18 protein-coding genes and 1 pseudogene are annotated in these 16,229 nt (G+C 71.2%); 15 read left to right on the plus strand and 4 right to left on the minus strand.

Annotation, left to right across the window (positions count from 1 at the left end):
• Nucleotides 1–2: 2 nt before the first annotated feature.
• Nucleotides 3–473: a Fe-S cluster assembly sulfur transfer protein SufU gene (sufU, locus tag ACZ7MG_RS43325; RefSeq protein ID WP_471391810.1), complete on the plus strand. Its 471-nt coding sequence runs from the start codon at nucleotides 3–5 to the stop codon at nucleotides 471–473.
• Nucleotides 470–802 carry a metal-sulfur cluster assembly factor gene (locus ACZ7MG_RS43330; RefSeq protein ID WP_005477879.1) on the plus strand — a complete coding sequence of 111 codons (333 nt, stop codon included), beginning with the start codon at nucleotides 470–472 and terminating at the stop codon, nucleotides 800–802. The genes sufU and ACZ7MG_RS43330 overlap by 4 nt, the downstream gene beginning before the upstream one ends.
• Before the next feature lie 71 nt (nucleotides 803–873).
• On the opposite strand, the gene ACZ7MG_RS43335 is transcribed toward ACZ7MG_RS43330, so the two are convergent.
• Nucleotides 874–1,818 carry an AbfB domain-containing protein gene (locus tag ACZ7MG_RS43335; RefSeq protein ID WP_471391807.1) on the minus strand — a complete coding sequence of 315 codons (945 nt, stop codon included), beginning with the start codon at nucleotides 1,816–1,818 and terminating at the stop codon, nucleotides 874–876.
• A gap of 333 nt (nucleotides 1,819–2,151) precedes the next feature.
• Here ACZ7MG_RS43335 and ACZ7MG_RS43340 point away from each other — a divergent pair, with 333 nt between their 5' ends.
• From ACZ7MG_RS43340 to ACZ7MG_RS43370, 7 genes are all read left to right on the plus strand, one after another.
• Nucleotides 2,152–2,472, plus strand: coding sequence for a DMT family transporter (locus ACZ7MG_RS43340; RefSeq protein ID WP_471391804.1), 321 nt, complete (start codon nucleotides 2,152–2,154; stop codon nucleotides 2,470–2,472).
• The gene (locus ACZ7MG_RS43345; RefSeq protein ID WP_471391802.1) at nucleotides 2,472–3,002 is read left to right on the plus strand and encodes a TetR/AcrR family transcriptional regulator; all 531 of its coding nucleotides are present in this window, start codon (nucleotides 2,472–2,474) and stop codon (nucleotides 3,000–3,002) included. The genes ACZ7MG_RS43340 and ACZ7MG_RS43345 overlap by 1 nt, the downstream gene beginning before the upstream one ends.
• An 11-nt stretch (nucleotides 3,003–3,013) precedes the next feature.
• Entirely contained in the window at nucleotides 3,014–3,208 is a 195-nt protein-coding gene (locus ACZ7MG_RS43350; RefSeq protein WP_471391800.1) for a hypothetical protein, read from the plus strand.
• A gap of 65 nt (nucleotides 3,209–3,273) precedes the next feature.
• Nucleotides 3,274–4,263, plus strand: coding sequence for a 2,3,4,5-tetrahydropyridine-2,6-dicarboxylate N-succinyltransferase (gene dapD, locus ACZ7MG_RS43355; RefSeq protein WP_471391797.1), 990 nt, complete (start codon nucleotides 3,274–3,276; stop codon nucleotides 4,261–4,263).
• 114 nt (nucleotides 4,264–4,377) lie between these two features.
• Nucleotides 4,378–4,602, plus strand: a complete 225-nt coding sequence (locus tag ACZ7MG_RS43360) for a hypothetical protein (protein WP_471391794.1) — start codon at nucleotides 4,378–4,380, stop codon at nucleotides 4,600–4,602.
• Between the two features lie 166 nt (nucleotides 4,603–4,768).
• Nucleotides 4,769–5,326: a SigE family RNA polymerase sigma factor gene (locus tag ACZ7MG_RS43365; RefSeq protein ID WP_471392105.1), complete on the plus strand. Its 558-nt coding sequence runs from the start codon at nucleotides 4,769–4,771 to the stop codon at nucleotides 5,324–5,326.
• The gene (locus tag ACZ7MG_RS43370; RefSeq protein ID WP_471391791.1) at nucleotides 5,323–6,558 is read left to right on the plus strand and encodes a WD40 repeat domain-containing protein; all 1,236 of its coding nucleotides are present in this window, start codon (nucleotides 5,323–5,325) and stop codon (nucleotides 6,556–6,558) included. Before ACZ7MG_RS43365 ends, ACZ7MG_RS43370 begins: the two co-directional genes overlap by 4 nt.
• A gap of 38 nt (nucleotides 6,559–6,596) precedes the next feature.
• Here ACZ7MG_RS43370 and dapA read toward each other — a convergent pair whose 3' ends face one another.
• Nucleotides 6,597–7,496 (minus strand): 4-hydroxy-tetrahydrodipicolinate synthase, encoded by a 900-nt coding sequence (gene dapA / locus ACZ7MG_RS43375; protein WP_471391789.1) that lies wholly within the window; start codon nucleotides 7,494–7,496, stop codon nucleotides 6,597–6,599.
• A gap of 154 nt (nucleotides 7,497–7,650) precedes the next feature.
• Between dapA and ACZ7MG_RS43380 the strand changes: the two genes are divergently transcribed.
• Together ACZ7MG_RS43380 and ACZ7MG_RS43385 are read left to right on the plus strand one after the other, a co-directional pair.
• The gene (locus ACZ7MG_RS43380; protein ID WP_471391787.1) at nucleotides 7,651–8,124 is read left to right on the plus strand and encodes a phage holin family protein; all 474 of its coding nucleotides are present in this window, start codon (nucleotides 7,651–7,653) and stop codon (nucleotides 8,122–8,124) included.
• Nucleotides 8,121–8,261 (plus strand): annotated as a pseudogene (locus ACZ7MG_RS43385) (DUF3618 domain-containing protein); the annotation flags it as partial. The gene ACZ7MG_RS43380 and the pseudogene ACZ7MG_RS43385, both read left to right, overlap by 4 nt.
• Nucleotides 8,262–8,765: 504 nt before the next feature.
• On the opposite strand, the gene ACZ7MG_RS43390 reads toward ACZ7MG_RS43385, so the two are convergent.
• A complete protein-coding gene (locus ACZ7MG_RS43390; protein WP_471391784.1) occupies nucleotides 8,766–9,836 on the minus strand; it encodes a YihY/virulence factor BrkB family protein in 1,071 nt (356 codons plus the stop codon).
• Nucleotides 9,837–9,950: 114 nt separating this feature from the next.
• On the opposite strand from ACZ7MG_RS43390, the gene ACZ7MG_RS43395 reads away from it, so the two are divergent.
• The 3 genes from ACZ7MG_RS43395 to ACZ7MG_RS43405 all read left to right on the plus strand — a co-directional run bounded on the left by ACZ7MG_RS43395 (nucleotide 9,951) and on the right by ACZ7MG_RS43405 (nucleotide 12,191).
• Nucleotides 9,951–10,664: an antibiotic biosynthesis monooxygenase gene (locus ACZ7MG_RS43395; RefSeq protein ID WP_471391782.1), complete on the plus strand. Its 714-nt coding sequence runs from the start codon at nucleotides 9,951–9,953 to the stop codon at nucleotides 10,662–10,664.
• Nucleotides 10,665–10,743: 79 nt separating this feature from the next.
• Entirely contained in the window at nucleotides 10,744–11,391 is a 648-nt protein-coding gene (locus tag ACZ7MG_RS43400) for an ArsR/SmtB family transcription factor (protein WP_471391779.1), read from the plus strand.
• A gap of 56 nt (nucleotides 11,392–11,447) precedes the next feature.
• A complete protein-coding gene (locus tag ACZ7MG_RS43405; protein WP_471392101.1) occupies nucleotides 11,448–12,191 on the plus strand; it encodes an SRPBCC family protein in 744 nt (247 codons plus the stop codon).
• Between the two features lie 39 nt (nucleotides 12,192–12,230).
• Here the strand turns inward: ACZ7MG_RS43405 and ACZ7MG_RS43410 are convergent, their stop codons facing one another.
• The gene (locus ACZ7MG_RS43410) at nucleotides 12,231–14,054 is read right to left on the minus strand and encodes an endonuclease/exonuclease/phosphatase family protein (RefSeq protein ID WP_471391777.1); all 1,824 of its coding nucleotides are present in this window, start codon (nucleotides 14,052–14,054) and stop codon (nucleotides 12,231–12,233) included.
• A gap of 446 nt (nucleotides 14,055–14,500) precedes the next feature.
• Here ACZ7MG_RS43410 and ACZ7MG_RS43415 point away from each other — a divergent pair, with 446 nt between their 5' ends.
• The gene (locus tag ACZ7MG_RS43415) at nucleotides 14,501–16,069 is read left to right on the plus strand and encodes a hypothetical protein (protein WP_471391774.1); all 1,569 of its coding nucleotides are present in this window, start codon (nucleotides 14,501–14,503) and stop codon (nucleotides 16,067–16,069) included.
• The last annotated feature ends 160 nt before the right edge of the window (nucleotides 16,070–16,229 follow it).

Below are 16,229 nucleotides of genomic sequence, written 5' to 3' on the forward strand. Positions count from 1 at the left end.
CCGTGAAGCTGGACTCGATGTACCAGGAAGTCATCCTGGACCACTACAAGCACCCGCACGGGCGGGGCTTGCGGGATGGCGACGCCGAGGTGCACCACGTGAACCCGACGTGCGGCGACGAGATCACCCTGCGAGTGAAGTACGACGGCACGACCATCGAGGACGTCTCGTACGAGGGGCAGGGCTGCTCGATCAGCCAGGCGTCGGCCTCCGTGCTGAACGACCTCCTCGTCGGCAAGGACCTCGCGGACGCGCGGCGGATCCAGGAGACCTTCCTGGAGCTGATGCAGTCCAAGGGGAAGATCGAGCCGGACGACGCGATGGAGGAGGTGCTGGAGGACGCGGTCGCGTTCGCCGGTGTCTCCAAGTACCCCGCCCGGGTCAAGTGCGCCCTCCTCAGCTGGATGGCGTGGAAGGACGCGACGGCCCAGGCGCTGGGCGCCGGCGCCGACGTCGAAAGGAAGACGGCATGAGCGAGACCCTGGAGATGAAGCCGGCCTCCGAGGAGGAGGTCCGCGAGGCCCTGTACGACGTCGTCGACCCCGAGTTGGGTATCGATGTCGTCAACCTCGGCCTGATCTACGGCATCCACATCGACGACGCGAACATCGCGACGATCGACATGACCCTGACCTCCGCGGCCTGCCCGCTGACGGACGTCATCGAGGACCAGGCGAAGTCCGCCACGGACGGCATCGTCAACGAACTCCGCATCAACTGGGTCTGGATGCCCCCGTGGGGCCCCGACAAGATCACCGACGACGGCCGCGAGCAGCTTCGGGCGCTCGGGTTCAACGTCTGAGTACCAGCACATGAGTGTGGCCCCCGGCGCATCGCCGGGGGCCACACTCATGTGCGCGGTGGTGGCTCCGCTCAGGAGAAGCCCTTCACCAGGTTGAACGTGGCGTCCGCGTAGAAGGAGCCGCCGTACTGGGCGCGGTCCAGGCGGAGCTGGAAGTTGCGGTGCCGGACGTAGTAGCCGGGGTAGTTCACCGACTCCAGCATGACCGAGCCCGAGTAGCCCGAGCGGGGGCAGAAGGTGGCGTCCTGCTTGAAGAGGCCGGAGCCGTCGTTGCTCGACACGCGCAGTACGAAGTTCTGGTGGCGTACGTAGCGGCCGTCCGTCATGCGGAAGGAGTAGCAGGAGGAGTTGGCGAGACCGGAGACCACCTTGAAGGAGGAGTCCTCCCTGGTCTCGCTGCCACTGCGGGAACTCACCTGGTCCAGCTGGATCACGCCGTTGCGCAAGTGCCAGTAACGGTCCGGGTAGTTGGCGGACCGTACGGACTTGCGGGTGGTCGAGGTGGACGGCGGCTTCTTGGGGGGCGACGTCGTCTTCGACGGCTCGGCGGTCGGCTTGGAGCCGCCCTGCTGCTTGTCGTCGGACGAGCCGGAGTCCTTGGAGCCGGAGGAGTCCTTGTCCTTGTCCTTGTCCTTGTTCTCGCTCTTGCCCCCGCCGCCCTTCGAGTCGCCCTCGGCGCCCTGGGGCTCCGACAGGCCGCTCTTGCCGTCCGGCGCCGAGGTCGCCGGGGGCGAGGTGGGCGGGAGGGAGAGGGAGGGCAGGATCCGGTCGTCGGCGGCGGTGGTGGTGCCGTTGCGGTCCGACGAGTCGTCAGGTCCCGAGCCCTGCAAGGTGATCGCGGTCACGCAGGAGGAGACCACGGCCAGGGCGAGGGCACCGGCCAGCCAGAGGCGGCGGGTGCCCGGTATTCGGGTGTCGTTCGGGGCGACACCCGTCTCCCACACCTTCGCGGATCTGAGCACCGGAAGGTTGGGCGTGTTCTGGTCCGGATCAGGTCCGGGCTTTTGTGGCGGCATGCGCGGTTCCTTCAGCGTCGCCAGATGCGGACGCGAATCGTCATGGGGTCGACAGGGAGGAGCCAGACGCGACCCGGAACGCGAGATTTTCAAGATCATCACATTCGGGAGCTTGACCGTTGAAACAGTAGTGGACCGAGTGACGCCCGGGGAGCCCTTTCAGTGAGCGCTTCCATAACGGAACGGCCCCGAAAGACGGGCCTCTTGGCGGTCCGCGTGGCTCAATTCGGCCCATAAGCAGGCCTGTACGCACGATGTGCACTCACTCGTGTGATGTGTACGGCCGTACGCAGCATGTGTACACCCGTACGCATCATGTGTACGCTCGTACACATGGGATATCTGTTGCTCGCCGTGGCCATAGCCGCCGAGGTGGCCGCCACCACCGCCATGAAGTACAGCGAGGGCTTCAGCAGGCTGTGGCCGTCCGTGGTCACCGGTGTGGGGTACGTCGTCTCCTTCGTCCTGCTCGCCCAGGCGTTGAAGTCGATGTCGATCGGCACGGCGTACGCGATCTGGTCCGGTGTCGGCACCGCCATGGTCGCCGCGCTCGGGCTGGTGCTCTTCGGGGAGGGGCTGAGCGTCCCCAAGGTCGCCGGAATCGTGCTGATCATCGCGGGAGTCGTGGTGCTGAACCTGGGAGGCGCCCACTGATGGCCAGGCGCTACGACCCCGAGCGGCGGCAGCGGATCATCGACGCCGCGATCCGGGTGGTGGGGGACAAGGGCATCGCCGGGCTGAGCCACCGGAGCGTGGCCGCCGAGGCGGACGTACCCCTCGGCTCGACGACGTACCACTTCCGGACCCTCGACGATCTGATGGTGGCCGCGCTGCGGCAGGCCAACGAGGGCTTCGCGAAGACGTTCGCCGACGCCCTCACGGACCCCGGCACCGACCTCGCCGCCGAACTGGCCGCACTCGGCGGCCAGTGGTTCGCCGGCGACCGGACGGGCCTGGAGGTGGAGTACGAGCTGTACCTCGCCGCGCTGCGCCGGCCCGCGCTCCGGCCCGTCGCCGACGAATGGGGACGGGCCTTCGCCGACTGCCTCGCCCGCCGCACCGACCCGGTGACCGCGCGGGCGCTGGTCGCCCTGATCGACGGCATCTGCCTCCAGGTACTGCTGACGGGGGCGCCCTACGACGAGGAGTACGCCCGGGAGGTGCTGGCCCGGGTGATCCCCTGAGAGGAACCCGGGTGCCAGAAGACGGTGAAGGGGAGTGGTCGGAGTACGCCGAGGAGGACGCAGTAGAGATCGCCGCCCTCCTCGACGCCGACATCACGCCGCCCAAGGGCCTGGCCGGCCTTACCGAGCCCTCGCCACCCTGCCGGACCGCTCCCTGGTCGACCACGGGTGGGCGGGGCGTCCGGCCCCGTATGTCCGTATCGTGACCGGCACCTGAGACGTCCGCGGCGCGGGTTGGCCCGTACCGGCCCCGGGCGGTTAGGTTGCCCTCATGACCGACACGACTGCTCCTCGTACCACCGGCGCCGTGGCCGCCGGCCTTGCCACGATCGCCGCCGACGGCACCGTTCTCGACACCTGGTTCCCCGCGCCCGAACTCACCGCCGAGCCGGGCCCCTCCGGCACCGAGCGGCTGACCGCCGAGCGCGCCGCGGAGCTGCTGGGCGGCGCCGCGACCGCCGCGCTCGGTCAGGACACGCGCCGGGGCGTCGAGGTCGTCGCGGTCCGCACGGTCATCTCCTCGCTCGACGAGAAGCCGATCGACACGCACGACGCCTACCTGCGCCTGCACCTGCTCTCCCACCGCCTGGTCAAGCCGCACGGCCAGAGCCTGGACGGCGTCTTCGGCCTCCTCCCCAACGTCGCCTGGACCTCGCTCGGCCCGGTCGCCGTCGACGAGCTGGAGAAGGTCCGCCTCAACGCCCGCGCCGAGGGCCTGCACCTCCAGGTCACCTCCGTCGACAAGTTCCCGCGCATGACGGACTACGTGGCCCCCAAGGGCGTCCGGATCGCCGACGCCGACCGGGTCCGCCTCGGCGCGCACCTCGCCGAGGGCACCACGGTCATGCACGAGGGCTTCGTCAACTTCAACGCCGGCACCCTCGGCACCTCGATGGTCGAGGGCCGGATCTCCGCCGGTGTCGTCGTCGGCGACGGCTCGGACATCGGCGGCGGCGCCTCCACCATGGGCACGCTCTCCGGCGGCGGCAACGTCATCATCTCCATCGGCGAGCGCTGCCTGATCGGCGCCGAGGCGGGCGTCGGCATCGCGCTGGGCGACGAGTGCGTCGTCGAGGCCGGCCTGTACGTCACCGCCGGCACCCGCGTCACCATGCCCGACGGCCAGGTCGTCAAGGCCCGCGAACTCTCCGGCGCCTCGAACATCCTCTTCCGCCGCAACTCGGTCACCGGCACGGTCGAGGCCCGCCCGAACAACGCGGTCTGGGGCGGCCTCAACGAGATCCTGCACAGCCACAACTGACCCCGTGAGGCCCCGTAAGGGTTGCTCTGCGTGACCTCTCCGTGGTGCAGGCAGATGAACTGTCGGACGCAGTGTCCTATCAGTGGCCGAACCGATGAGATGAGGGGCCGAGGGATGAGGAACGACCGGGCGAGGACCGTGGCGCGAGTGGTCACGGGGGTGCTGGCCGCGTCGGTGGTCTGCTGGCTGCCGGCCGGAGCCGCCCACGCCGACGAGACCAACAAGGCCTCGCACAACGGTCCCCGGATCGGGCTGATCAACATCGGCCAGGTCGACGACCCGATGGAGGACGTGCTGGAGCACACCCTGCTGTTCGGCGACGGGTACCGCTGGGGCTGACCCGCACCGGCCGGGTGATCCGGGGCCCGCACGCGCTGCACGCGCGTGCGGGCCCCGGCCGTTGTCCGGACCTTTTTCGGCGCGGTGACATAGCCGCGGGCCGGTCCGCGCGTCACTTGGGGCACAGGGGCGGGACACGGGGCCCGCCGGAGAAGAGAAGGTGACGATGGATGCCGCGGGGCAGGAGAGTTTCCGGGAATTCGTGGCCGGGCGGTCGTCGGCCCTGCTGAAGACGGCCGTGCTGCTGAGCGGCGGCGACCGGCACGCCGCCGAGGATCTGCTGCAGAACGCGCTGATCAAGGCCGCCGGGCGCTGGCAGCGGATCGACGAGCCGGAGGCGTACGTACGGCGGATCCTCTACCGGCAGCAGGTCAGCCGGTGGCGGCTGAAGTGGCGGCGCCGCGAACTGACCGTCGCCGAGCCGCCCGAGAGCGCCGGGGGCATGGACGGGGTCGCCGGGGTGGAGCTGCGGCTCGTGATGCGCGGGGCGCTGGCCCGGCTCACCGCCCGGCAGCGGACCGTGCTGGTGCTCCGCTACTTCGAGGACCTGCCCGAGGGCGAGGTGGCCCGGATCCTCGGGTGTTCCGTGGGGACCGTCCGGTCCACCACCCACCGCTCGCTGGCCCGACTGCGCGAACTCGCGCCCGAACTGGCCGCGCTCGGACCCGCCGCGGCCGAGCAGCAGCCGTCCCGTGACTTCTCGCCCGTGGAGGTGCGTCCGTGAACGTCGAGGAACTGGTGCGTGACTCCCTGCGGGAGCAGGCCACCGAACTGCCGCCCCTGGCCCCGGGTTTCGCCGACCGGGTGCTGACCGTCCGGCGCCGCCGCCGGACCCGCAGGCTCGCGACCGTCGCCGCGGCCACCGCCGCCGTGGTCGCCGTCGCGGTGGCCGTGCCCCTGCTCGACTCCGGGAAGGAGCAGGTACGGCTCGCCACCGAGATGAACAAGAGCGACATCATCGCCCACCCCGACCAGTCGCCACCGCGCGACCTGATCGCGGCCGGGGACGTGGCGCTGGCCGCGTACTACACCTTGGACACCGTGATCACCAAGAAGAAGGACACGGCCGTCCAGCGGCGTTCCTACACGATCCTCGACCAGGAGACCGGCAAGTACGTCGCGGATTCCCGCTGGTCCCAGGTCGCCGTCGCCCCCGGCATGCGGACCGCCGCCGTCCTGGAGACGCAGCTGCCCGCCAAGAGGATCGGGCTGCTCGACCTGCTCACCGGCGAGGTCGAGCGCTGGATCGAGGTGGACCGGGGCGTGGCGAGCGTGGAGTTCTCGTCCGACGGCAGCAAGCTCGTCGCCACCACCTACAGCGAGAACCCCGATCTGCTGACCAGGGCGGCCTACGACCTCGACGGCGACGGCAAGAAGAACGACTTCGAGCCGGATGCGTCCAAGCCGTACCGGACCGGCTTCTACATCGTCGACGTCGACTCCGGCGGGAGCCGGTGGAGCGCGGCCCCACCGGAGAAGGAGGACGGCCACACGTTCTTCGCCACCCCCCGGCGTGACTTCTCCTTCAGCGGTGACGGGAAGCTGGTCCGCTCCGCGCTCAGCATGGAGCCGCACGACCAGTACTACGACCTGAAGGGCGACAAGGTCGACAAGCCGGCCGCCGAGAAGTACCTGACCTGGTCGGTGCAGGCGCGGCTCTCCCCGGACGGCAGGCTCGCGGCCGGCGATTTCGCGGGCGGCGCCAAGACCACCGCCTCCGAGATCCTCGACCCCCGCACCGGCAAGCGGCTCCACAAGATCCCCGGACAGCAGCTGCTCGCCTGGGCCGACAACGAGCGGCTCGTCGCCTGGGACATCAAGGCCGGCGACAGCGAGTTCCGCAACCGCCTGGTGCTCGTCACCATCGGCAATGACCGGACGATCCCGCTCAGCGGCACCCGCAAGGGCAACGACGGGGACCCCGGGCGCTGGAACGCGGTCTTCGCCACCCGCTGACGATCACCCGTTGACGATCACCCGCTGACGACCCCCTCTCAGGCGGTCACCAGCCGTTCGTACGCCGCCAGCAGCCCGTCGGTCACCTCCTGACCGGCGGGCCGCAGCGGTGCGCGGACCGGGCCGCCGGGGAGGCCGAGCCGGTTCAGGAGCGCCTTCGTCGTGACGGTGCCGGGCAGGCCCGAGGCCATCATCAGCCCGGTGAGCGGGATCGTCCGGCGCTGGAGGCGGGCCGCCTCGGCGGTGTCGCCCGCGTCGAAGGCGTCGACGATCGCCCGGAAGGGGCCCGGGGCCGCGTTCGCGACCGTGCCGATGTAGCCGGACCCGCCGATCGCGTACAGCGCGAGGGCGTACTCGTCGCAGCCCGTGTAGTACGCCAGCTCCGTCTCGGCCAGCACCTGCTGGGTGCCGAGGAGGTCGTACGCGCAGTCCTTCACCGCCACGATCCTGGGGTGGGCCGCCAGCCGGATCATGGTCTCGGGCTCGATGCGGGTGCCGGTGCGGCCGGGGATGTCGTACAGGGCGAGCGGCAGTCCCGAGGCGTCGGCGAGGTCGCGGAAGTGCGCCTCGACCGCGTCCTGCGGGGGTCTGCTGTAGTACGGCGTGACCGCCAGCAGGCCGTCCGCGCCCGCCTTCTCGGCCGCCAGCGCCAGTTCCACGGTGTGCCGGGTGTCGGCGGTGCCCACCCCGGCCACGATCACCGCCCGGTCGCCGACCGCCGCGCGCACCGCGCGGATCAGCTCCGCCTTCTCCGCGTCCGTCGTCGTCGGTGACTCACCCGTCGTACCGGACAGGACGAGCCCGTCGCATCCCCGCGTCACCAGCCGGTCGGCCAGCCGCTGGGCCCCGTCCAGGTCGAGCGCGCCGGACGCGGTGAAGGGGGTGACCATCGCGCAGAGGGCGCGGCCGAAGGGGGTGGGGCGGTGGGTGCGGGTCATGGGGACAGTGTCGGGGCGGCCACTGTGAAGCTCCACTTAATTCTGCTACGAGATATGCGGTTGATCTGCTACACGGACAGGGTTGGCTCGTGGGGAGGGGTAGTGCGGGCCGGGTCGGGTACTCGGGCCTCCCGAACAGGTGAGGAGGCGGGACATGGCGACCGGTACCACCGAGTCCAGGCCCACGCGATTCGCGCGCTCCGTGCGCTCCGTACGATCCGCGCGTCCGGGGCCGGGCGAACACGACCACCACTCCGTGGGCGAGCTGGTCGGGCAGGCCACCGAACAGCTCTCCCTGCTCGTACGACAGGAGGTCGCCCTCGCGAAGGAGGAGCTGGCCGAGAAGGGGCGGCGCGCGGGGCGCGGCGGGGGGCTCCTCGGCGCGGCCGGCGCGGTCGCGTATGTGGGGTTCATGACGTTGGCCGGGGCCGGGGTCGCGGCGCTCTCCCTGGTGCTGGACGTGTGGGCGGCCGCGCTCATCGTGATGGGCGTGCTGTTCGTGATCGCGGCGGTGCTGGCGGTGGTGGGGCGCGGGCAGCTGCGGCGGGCGACCCCGCCCAGGCCGGAGCTGGCGCTCGACAGTGTCAAGGCGGACATGGACGAGATCAAGGGGAGGGCCCGGCGATGACGCACGCATCCGGTAGGACGAACGGTTCTGTGGGCGCCAAGGGCCCCGACGAACTCCGGCGGCAGATCGAGGCGACCCGGGCCCAGCTCGGCGACACGGTCGAGGAACTGGCCGCCAAGGCCGATGTGAAGGCGAGGGTCCACTCGGCGTGGGAGCGGGTGCCGCGGGAGGCGGTCGTCGTCGGCGGCGGGGTGGCCGTGGCGGCCACGGCCGGGGTACTGGTCTGGCGCCACTACCACTAGCCGCCGCTTCTTTTGCCCGACCGCCCACCCACCCACCCACCCGACTCGCCTCGCTGACAGGTCCGACCCGAAGGACATGCCGCCGGGCCGGGGCTGAGGGGTGCCCGGCGGTGCATGCGCATGCGGGGACGCGTCGACGGCGGTTGGCGGCGGGGGCCGGAGCGGCCGGTCGAGGTTGAGTTCGCCTCGCCTCGCGTCGGCGCGCCTCGCTGCCAAGTCCGACCCGGAAGCCGTGACGCCGGGCCGGTGCCACGACCTTGCCCAGGAGCCAGGCGCTCGCCGAGTCGGGCCGGAGCTGCGGTCGAGGTCGAGTTCGGCTCGCCTCGTCGGTTCGGGATTTCCCGGCCTCCGCTCCGCCGCTCACGTCATCCCGGCCTCAGTCCTTCCCCCCCCGCATCCTCAGCCTTTGCTTGTCACCCCCGAGCCGTCGTCGCCGTTGGTGGTGCGGGCTCGGGCCTCTCGGAGGGCTCGTAGGCGGGGTGGCCAGGTGCGGGTGTCCCGGGGTTCGGTGTAGGGCTCGTCCGTGGGGGCGTGGCCCTCGGTGATGGCGCGTTCTCGGGAGAGTTCCGCGTCGAATTCGAGGCCGAGGAGGATCGCCAGGTTGGTGAGCCAGAGCCAGATGAGGAAGACGACGGCGCCGGCGAGGGTGCCGTAGGTCTTGTTGTAGGAGCCGAAGTGCGCGGCGTAGACGGCGAACCCCGCGGAGGCGACCAGCCAGACGAGCGTGGCGAGCACCCCACCGGGACTGACCCAGCGGAAACCCCGGCCCCGGACGTTCGGCGCGGCCCAGTACAGCAGCGCGATCATCAGCGTCACCAGCACCAGCAGCACCGGCCACTTGGCGACGCCCCACACCGCGATCGCCGCGTCGCCGAGCCCGATCGTCGTGCCCGCGCGCTCGGCCAGCGGACCCGTGAAGACGACGATCAGCGCGCTCACCGCCAGCATCACCATCAGCACCAGGGTCAGGACGATCCGCAACGGCGTCAGCTTCCACACCGGACGCCCCTCCGGCAGGTCGTACACCGCGTTGGACGTACGGATGAACGCGGCCACGTACCCCGACGCCGACCACACCGCCGCCAGCAGCCCGACGATCGCCAGCACCCCGCCCGTACCGCCGCTCTCGCCCAGCTGGACGACCGCGTCCCGCAGGATGTCCCGCGCGGGGCCGGGCGCCAGGTCGCCGACGTTGTCCAGGATCTTGTCGGTCGCGCGCTGTCCGACGACCCCGAGCATCGACACCAGCACCAGCAGCGCGGGGAAGAGCGACAGGACGCCGTAGTACGTCAACGCGGCGGCCCGGTCGGCGAGTTCGTCGTCCTGGAACTCCTTGACCGTGCGTCGCACCACCGCCCACCACGAGCGCTTCGGCAGCCCGGTGGGACCGCCTTCCACCCCGTCCCCGTCCTCTGCCCGCATCTTGGCCCCGGCCCCCGTCCCCGTCCCCGTTCCGCTCTTCTCGTCCATGACCGGGCGGGTCTCCTCAATTCGGCCCGCGAATCGCCCACTTGACCTGAATCTTGGTTGAGGTTGAAGAGTGACGGGTGCACGTACACCGCGTACCGATCATGGGAGAGCGGCATGACCCGTCGTACGGACCTCCATCCCGTCCTCGACCGCCCCGATGTCGGGGCACCCTTCTTCAGTACCTGGGAGGTGGGCACCCCCGAGCGGCAGCGGCGGACCGTCGAGGCCATCGCCGAGACCTGGGAGCGGCGGCCTTGGCCGGCGGAAGGGCTGCTGGGGTACTTCGTGTACACCGGGGAGGACGGTTCCGGGCTGTTGCACTACTCGCAGTGGGCCGACGAGCAGGCGTACGAGGCGTTCGTGAAGACGCATCGGCAGGAGCGCAACGACGCCGTCGACACCGCCGTACCCGGGATCGAGCGGGTGGGCCTCGGACGCTATCGGCGCTACCGCAGCCTCACCGGCGGCGGTGAGGGCCGCGCCGTACGCGTGCCGGGGTGTGTCGTGATCGTGGACGTCGAGTTCGACGGGCCGGACCCGGCACGGCAGCGCGCCTGGGTGGACGCCGTCGAGGAGGCACTCGCCGCCGAGCCGTCCCAGCACCCCGGCGGTATCTCCGCCCACTTCCACCTCGGTACGGACGGCACCCGTGTCCTCAACTACGCCGAGTGGGAGACCGCCCGGCACCACATCGACGCCCTCGCCGCACCCGGCGACGGGATCGGCTCGCCTTCGCCGCTCTGGCAGCGCGTACAGACCTGGCCCGGACTGCTGGAGGCCGGCTCGGTCAAGCGGTACGAGTACGCCCTCGGCCTCGTCCCCGGCTGAGCCCGGCACGACTTTCACCGAACACTCCGAACACTCAAATTTCCTGGACAAAAAAAGTTTTCGGTGAGACGGTGGAGCCATGTTGGACGTCACCGTGATCGAGGACCCCGAGGCAGCGGCGGTCTCGCTGGACCCCGTACGGGCCCGGCTGCTCGCCGAGCTGGCCGCCGGGCCCGCGTCGGCCGCCATGCTGGCCGGGAAGGTCGGGCTGCCGCGCCAGAAGGTGAACTACCACCTGAAGGCGCTGGAGCGGCACGGCCTGGTCGAGTTGGCGGGGGAGCGCCGCAAGGGCAATGTCACCGAGCGGCTGATGCGGGCGACCGCCGCGTCGTACGTGATCTCCCCGCTCGCGCTCGCCGCCGTGCAGCCGGACCCGGACCGCTTCCGGGACCAGCTCTCCGCGCGCTGGCTGCTCGCGCTCGGCGCCCGGCTGGTCCGGGACGTCGGGTCGCTGATCACGGGCGCGGCCAAGGCCCGCAAACGGCTCGCGACCTACGCGCTCGACGGCGAGGTCACCTTCGCCTCGGCCGCCGACCGGGCCGCGTTCGTCCAGGAACTGACCGCCGGGGTGAGCGCGCTCATCCGTAAGTACGACGCGCCCGGCGCGGAGGGCGGCCGGGGCCACCGGATCGTCGTCGCCCTGCACCCCACGGTCAAGCCGCCGCAGGCCGCGGAAGCGCAAGCCCGGTCGGCTCAGCCGGATCGGCCCGAACTGTCGGATCAGTAAGACCCGTTGAGGAGCACGTCATGTCCAAGGAAGTGTCCAAGGGAATGTCCAAGGGAATGTCCAAGCAATTCGAGATCGCCCGGGAGTTCGAGGTCGATGCCACCCCCGAGGAGGTGTGGGAGGCCGTCACGGCCGGGACCGGTGGCTGGCTGTGGCCGATGGAGGCGCCGGAGCCGAGGATCGGCGGCAAGGGGCCGTTCGGCTCCGAGGTCATCGCCTGGGAGCCGCCCCACCGGTACAGCAACCGCGTCGAGGACGTCGAGGGGATCTCCGAGCAGACCGCCAACCAGCTCGACTACACGATCGAGCCGCGTGACGACGGCCGGCGGGCCTGGGTGCGGTACGTGCACAGCGGTGTGTTCGTCGACGACTGGGACAACCAGTACGACGGCGCCGCCAAGCACACCGAGTTCTATCTGCACACCCTGCGCCAGTACCTGACGCGCTTCGCGGGCCGTACGGTCACCGCGTTCGCCACCTTCGACGGGCCCGAGACGGCCGGGGGCGCCGACGCGCTCACCGTCGTCGGGCGGGCGCTCGGCCTCGCGGACGACACCGCGGAAGGGGCGCGTGTCCGGGCCAAGGGGCCCGACGGGCAGCTGTTCGACGCCGTGGTCGACTACCGGAACCCGTACTTCATCGGCCTGCGCACCGACGACGCCCTCATCCGCTTCTTCGGCCGCAACCACTGGGGTTACCGCGTCGGCATGAGCGTCCACGACTTCGCGCCGGGCGCCGACGCGAAGGCCGACGAGACCGCGTGGCAGGGCTGGCTGAACGGTGTGTTCAGCCAGCCCTGAACACCGGTCGTGCGCAGGTGCTACGGCTACGGCCTACGGCTACGGCTCGAAGCGCAGCACCTGCGGGTCGTGGTCGCTGATCTGGTCGTTGAACTCCGCGTTCGTGTGCACGCTGTCGTACGCGAACCCGTCGGCGCGCCGGACCGACCGGCTGACCAGGATCTGGTCGAGGACCTGGGTGTTGCCCTGGAAGACGTACGAGTAACGCTCGTACTTCGGCAGCGACTTGACCGCCGACCACAGGGCGCCGCCGTTCTCCAGCAGTTCGGTGGTCTCGGAGAACTCGAAGTCGTTGATGTCGCCGAGGGCGATGACGGCCGCCTTCTTGTCCTTCGCCAGGACCTGCTTGACGAAGGTGTTGACGGCGGTCGCCTGGAGGTGACGCTGGGTCTCCGAACTCCGCTTCGGCGGCTGGAACTCCGAGTGCAGCGCCTGGTCGCCGCCCTTGGACGCGAAGTGGTTCGCGATCACGAAGACGGGCTTGCCGCGGAAGGAGAACTCGCCGACGAGCGGCTTGCGGCTGTTCGTCCAGGCCGCGTTCGCCGGGTCGATCCGGCCGGGGGAGACCGTCAGTCGCGCCGTGCCGTCCGCCTCCGTCACGCCGACCGCGGTCGTGGCGTCGCCGCCCGCGCGGTCGGTGAAGGAGACCCGCTCGGGGTTGAACAGGAGCACCTGGCGAATGTTGCCGCCGGGCTCACCGCCGTCCGCGAGGTTCACCGGGTCGATGGAGCGCCAGTCGTACGCCGGCCCGCCGGCCGCCGAGATGGCCTCGATCAGCTTCTTCACCGTCTGGTCGGCGGCGACCGTACCGTCGTTGGTGGCGCCGTTGTTGTCCTGGATCTCCTCCAGGGCCACGATGTCGGGCGACTGCAGGTTGTGCACGATCGCCGCCGCGTGGTCCGCGAAGGAGGCGTCCGAGGGGTCCAGGTTCTCGACGTTGTACGTCGCCACCGCCAGCTCGTCGCTGCCCTGCTTCTGTGTCGTCTCGCGCTCCAGGCCGCCCTGCTTCAGGGTGCCGAGCTGGTTGGCGACCAGGGTGTAGCCGCCGAACTGGTTGTAGTCCAGCGGGCCGGCCGTGGTGCCCTCCAGGGTGTCCCCGACGTTCGCCTTCGGGAAGTCGGCGACCGCGCCGAGCGACTGGATCTGGATACGGCCGGTGTTCTGCGAGGAGTAGGAGTCGTAGACCGTGCCGCCGCGGCGGTTGTCGTTCTCCCGGGGCTTCACCGTGACCCACAGCTCGGTGAACGGGTCGGTCGCGCCGACCACTCGGGCGTCGGCGACCTGGACGTTCATGCCCTCCAGGGACTCGTAGAAGTCCAGGGCGTACGTGGCCGGGGCGAGCGTGAGGCCGTTGACCGAACCGGCGGCGGCGGTGTCGCCGGCCGGCGCGTACCGCTTGGGTACGGACCTGGTGTCGATGACCTCCGGCGCCGGGACGGCGTTGCCCGTGGAGACCACCGTGATCGCCGGGCGGGTGATCTGCGTCACGGACTGGTTTCCGGACGAAGTGCCGCCCGGCACGAACTCGCCGACCGTGCCCGAGACCGTCACCGCGTCGCCCACCGAGACGGTCGGCCGGGAGCTGGTGAAGACGAAGACGCCCTCGCTCGTGGCCGGGTCGGCGTCCGCCCGCGTGTCCTGGATCCAGAAGCCGCGCGAACCGTAGGTGCGCACGCCCGTGACGATGCCCTCCACGCCGGTCACCTGTTGGCCGACGAGCGGGGACGTCCGGGTGGTGCCCTGGATGTCGTGGACGCGTATCGAGTCCGCCTCGGCGGGCGAGGTCAGGACCACGGCGGACACCGTGGAGCAGATGGTGGCGACGGTCAGCGCGCCGATGCGCGCGGTTCTCTTGCTCGGCAAGGTGATCCCTCCGGGGGCGTACGTGGGCGCCGGGACGAGAGTGGACGGGGGTGGACTTGAGGGGGTGGCCTGCGACCGGTGGGGCGGTGCGACGCGCGTAGAACTCTGACGGATCCCGGTGAACTTCTCGGCGGACGTCGATGAACGCCGATGAACGCCGATGTCGCCCTTGGTCGTGTCTGTGGGCGGCCCCGGAATCGGCCCAGAGCTACCCGTGAGTTTCTACGCGCGTCAATCTCCTGCCTGGTCAGGCCAGTTGTCAAGGTTTCGGCCACACCCGACTCCTGGCAGGTACATGAACCGGGCGGCATGCGGCCAAATCCGTCTAGGCTGAGCGGCTGCGTACTCGTACGCGTATCGCTCACGGGCACCCCTCCCGGGGGCCACCCGTCACCATCTGTTCCGACACCATCTGTTCCGAATCTGTTCCGAGGAGACCCCCACCGATGTCAGACAGCTCGCCACTGCCGCCGGTGCGGCTCCTCCCCGAAGCGGAGTTGGCGCGCGAGGCGCTCGCCACCCCCCTGCTCTCGCGCGCCGTGCGGCTCGCCCGCTGGGCCGGGCCGGACACGCGGGTGGGTCCCGGGGGCGAACTCGTCGAGGAGCAACTGCCCGCGGCCGCCGAGGCGCTCGGGCTCACCGGCGGGGGCGCGGAGGGGGCGGAGGGGGCGGAGGGCACCGCGGGTCTCGGCGGCCTCGGCGGCCTCGGCGGCCTCGGGGGGCTCGGGGGTGGCGACGCGGCGGCCTCGGCCAGTGAGGCCTGGCGGGTGGCGGTCGACACCGGGCTCGTCGAGATCGTGGACGAGGAGGAGGGGACGGTCGCCGTGGGCGAGGACCTCGCGCTCCTCACCTCCGGTGGTCCGCAGGACGTGCTCGGTATCTGGCTCACCGCGCTGGAGGCCGTCCTCGCCGACGCGAGCGTGCCCGACCTCGACGGTCTGGTCGACGCCATGGGCTCCGGCGGCGAGATCGACTTCTCCCAGCTGGACTGGGACCCCGACGCCGAGGCGGAGTTCCTCGACGGGGTCCTCGGCAACCTCTACCTCCTCACCGTCAGCGAGGACGGCCCCGACGGGCCGGTGCCGCTGCCCGCGCTCGCCGCGTCGATGATCGTCCCGGACGACATGGGGGAGCCCACCAACGACGTCCTGGAACAGGTCTCGGACGCGATGATGCGGCTCGACGACCAGTTCCGGGTGCTGGAGCCGGTCGGGCTGGTGGAGTACCAGCCCGTGGACGAGGCGCTGATGACGGACGCGGAGGAGGCGGCGGCCGCCGCCGAGGGGGCGGGCGCGCCGGGGTCGCCGGGGGCGCCGGTGGTCGACGACACCGATGTCACGCGGTACGGCATGGTCCGGCTCACCCCGCTCGGGCTGTACGGCATCCGGGCCCGGCTGCAGGAGGCGGGCGTGCCCGCGCCGGCGGTCGGGGACCTCGTCGACAAGGGCGCGGACGCGCTGCTGGACGGCACCGCCGGGTTCCCGCCGGCGGCGGCGCAGGCGGAGACCGAGCAGTGGCTCGCCCGCCGGGAGGCGCTCGACGCGGCGCGCGAGCTGCTCGCGGCGGCGCGCGGAGCCGACGCGGGCGCCCCGCTGCGGCGGCTGCGCTGTCAGCAGGCGCTGTCGCTGGTCGGGGCGGTGGCCGAGCCGGCGCTCCGGGAGGTGCTGGACGATCCCGAGCTGGGCGGGCTCGCCCGGGTGTGGCTCACCGAGCGGGGTGCCGCCGAGGTGCCCGCGCCGTCCGAGGCGATGGTCTTCTGGCTGACCATCGACACGGTGGCCGCGCAGCTGGCGGCCGAGGGGAACTCCGCGGAGCTGCGGGCCCTGGTGGAGGGGCTCGCGGCGCAGCACGGGTCGTTCTTCGCGGCGGCGTGGCGGGTGGATCACCCTGCCACGCCGGATGTGCTGGAGGCGATGGGGAGGATCCACCCCGACAAGAGGGTGGCGAAGGAGGCGCGTAAGGCGGCGTTCAAGGCGCGGTCTCAGAAGGGGACCGGCGCGGGCGCGGGCGCCTAGTGGCTCGGGGGTGCGCGTCCGGTTGGCGGGTGCGGGTCCGGTGGGGCTTCTCGCGCAGTTCCCCGCGCCCCTGAAAAAGCGGGGCTGCGCCCCTGCTTTTTCGGCCCGAAGAGCACGGGGCGCAGCCCCTGCTCTTCAGGGGCGCGGGGAACTGCGTGAC

The organism is Streptomyces sp. NPDC107538 (assembly GCF_055657445.1).

Bases quoted from the DNA above. Each gene is read 5' to 3' on its own strand.
- ACZ7MG_RS43330 (WP_005477879.1), top strand. From the start codon at position 470: ATGAGCGAGACCCTGGAGATGAAGCCGGCCTCCGAGGAGGAGGTCCGC.
- ACZ7MG_RS43335 (WP_471391807.1), bottom strand. From the start codon at position 1,818: ATGCCGCCACAAAAGCCCGGACCTGATCCGGACCAGAACACGCCCAAC.
- ACZ7MG_RS43340 (WP_471391804.1), top strand. From the start codon at position 2,152: ATGGGATATCTGTTGCTCGCCGTGGCCATAGCCGCCGAGGTGGCCGCC.
- ACZ7MG_RS43345 (WP_471391802.1), top strand. From the start codon at position 2,472: ATGGCCAGGCGCTACGACCCCGAGCGGCGGCAGCGGATCATCGACGCC.
- dapD (WP_471391797.1), top strand. From the start codon at position 3,274: ATGACCGACACGACTGCTCCTCGTACCACCGGCGCCGTGGCCGCCGGC.
- ACZ7MG_RS43360 (WP_471391794.1), top strand. From the start codon at position 4,378: ATGAGGAACGACCGGGCGAGGACCGTGGCGCGAGTGGTCACGGGGGTG.
- ACZ7MG_RS43365 (WP_471392105.1), top strand. From the start codon at position 4,769: ATGGATGCCGCGGGGCAGGAGAGTTTCCGGGAATTCGTGGCCGGGCGG.
- dapA (WP_471391789.1), bottom strand. From the start codon at position 7,496: ATGACCCGCACCCACCGCCCCACCCCCTTCGGCCGCGCCCTCTGCGCG.
- ACZ7MG_RS43380 (WP_471391787.1), top strand. From the start codon at position 7,651: ATGGCGACCGGTACCACCGAGTCCAGGCCCACGCGATTCGCGCGCTCC.
- ACZ7MG_RS43390 (WP_471391784.1), bottom strand. From the start codon at position 9,836: ATGGACGAGAAGAGCGGAACGGGGACGGGGACGGGGGCCGGGGCCAAG.
- ACZ7MG_RS43395 (WP_471391782.1), top strand. From the start codon at position 9,951: ATGACCCGTCGTACGGACCTCCATCCCGTCCTCGACCGCCCCGATGTC.
- ACZ7MG_RS43400 (WP_471391779.1), top strand. From the start codon at position 10,744: ATGTTGGACGTCACCGTGATCGAGGACCCCGAGGCAGCGGCGGTCTCG.
- ACZ7MG_RS43405 (WP_471392101.1), top strand. From the start codon at position 11,448: ATGTCCAAGCAATTCGAGATCGCCCGGGAGTTCGAGGTCGATGCCACC.
- ACZ7MG_RS43415 (WP_471391774.1), top strand. From the start codon at position 14,501: ATGTCAGACAGCTCGCCACTGCCGCCGGTGCGGCTCCTCCCCGAAGCG.